We start from the raw sequence: 1,685 nt of genomic DNA on the forward strand, positions 1-1,685 counted from the left end.
TCCTTGGTTCCGTTTTTAAACTCCCTTAATGTTTTGCCGAAGGCTTTTCCTAATTCCGGCAGCTTACTCGGTCCAAACAGTAACAAAGCAACAACTATTATCATAATAAATCCTGTCGGTCCAATTGAACTTAACATTTGATTCAACTCCTCATCTTAAGTGTTTTCACATGCTTTCATCTCAGGGAATTACACAACAATCCTTAGCTCCCCTGTTGAAGTACGATAAACATCTCCCACACTCAAACCACCAGTGATTGTAGCGCTATTAGTAGCGAATACAGACAGATCGGAAAGCTTTAACTTTTGAATCACTGTTTGTCCGTTGTTGTAAAGTCTGAGCTCTGCTGTATTAGCGAGATAGCCTGGAACATTAAAATGCACATAATCCCGATTGCTGTTATCGTCCCAGCCAAGACCAAGTATTACTTTATTTGCATACCACTCAACAGTTGATTGGATCGCATTCAGCTTCATTACACCATTAACAAATACATCACCATTCACTTGAACTTTGGCATCAGATAGCAGCTCGCTCGTTCCAAATATCGACATGCCTTCCAGCACCGCAAAGTTGCCCTTATAAATAGCATGCGCACCTTCACGTGAGCCCTCCTGATACAGATTTCCAATTATGGATGTTGTCCATGAACCTTTATCATCAATAGGCACAGCTGACCTCAGATCACAACTTCGCACCGATACCATAGACGCGTTCTCTCCTAAATAAAGGTCCCCTAAACCGCTGTTCGAAGCGTACAACCTTTCAATATCTACTTTTTGTCCCTGATTAAAAAGTCCATTTACTTTCACTGCATATTCCGTACATGACGTTATGAGCCCATTGCTGATCTTTGTTCCGTGTACATAGGATCCTGAAATCGGATCCATTAAGATACCGTTTCTGCATGTCTCGATATGACATTGCTCAATAACCGCATCGCCTCTTTGAATAACTATGCCATCACCGTTATTTCCTTTCATAGTCAAGCCTTCTACATCTACTTGCTCTATTCTTACATTTGCTGCTCTGCTGATAATCCCTGCCGATTTACATAAGCTTATCGAAGTGTTCAAAATATAAGCAAAATTAGAGTCCTGGTGCATATCGATGCCTACATCACAGTTGGCAATGAAACAGCCATCGATTCTCGATAAAATGCAATCACCCCTAATACCATATTTAAAGCCTTTAATTGTATCGTTATTATCAGGGGTACCGATCATAACACTTTCGATATGCACAAATGCATGCGCATTGGTATTAATCGCAGTGCTGGTTCCATTCCGGGAAATTCCAAATAGTGACATACTTTTGAGCGTAATATTGGAATACCAATTGTAGTCGGGAACAAATTGGAAGCAATCTGCCGTTGTCGACATGAAATAAATGATCGAGCTTGTTTTTTCTTCTCCCTCAATATGTGATTTACTAGGTACATAAAGTGTGTCGGAAACGACATATTCACCCTTCGGAAGCGTAACCCGCATACCGACGCCTGCTTGTATCGCGTCTTGCAAGGCGAGGGTATCATCTGTTACTCCATCACCCGTGGCTCCGAACCATTTCACACTCAATGACCCATTAAATATACGTTTAAACCTGGCTCCGGAACCTGCCGCTACGAGCACAGTGCCTAAATTATCAGCCGTGGACGTATCGCTTGGATCATAATAGAATGTGCC

At 41.8% G+C, this 1,685-nt stretch carries 2 protein-coding genes; both read right to left on the minus strand.

Translation table 11 applies throughout. The features are described from left to right. Positions 1-137 (minus strand): twin-arginine translocase TatA/TatE family subunit (locus tag AC1DWN_RS33450; RefSeq protein WP_477563139.1); only part of this gene is annotated, 137 nt, incomplete at its 3' end. 51 nt (positions 138-188) lie between these two features. After that, positions 189-1,685: glycosyl hydrolase family 28-related protein (locus AC1DWN_RS33455; RefSeq protein WP_477563138.1), on the minus strand; the 1,497-nt coding region annotated here is incomplete at its 5' end.

This window comes from Paenibacillus sp. P4_A7 (assembly GCF_056402455.1).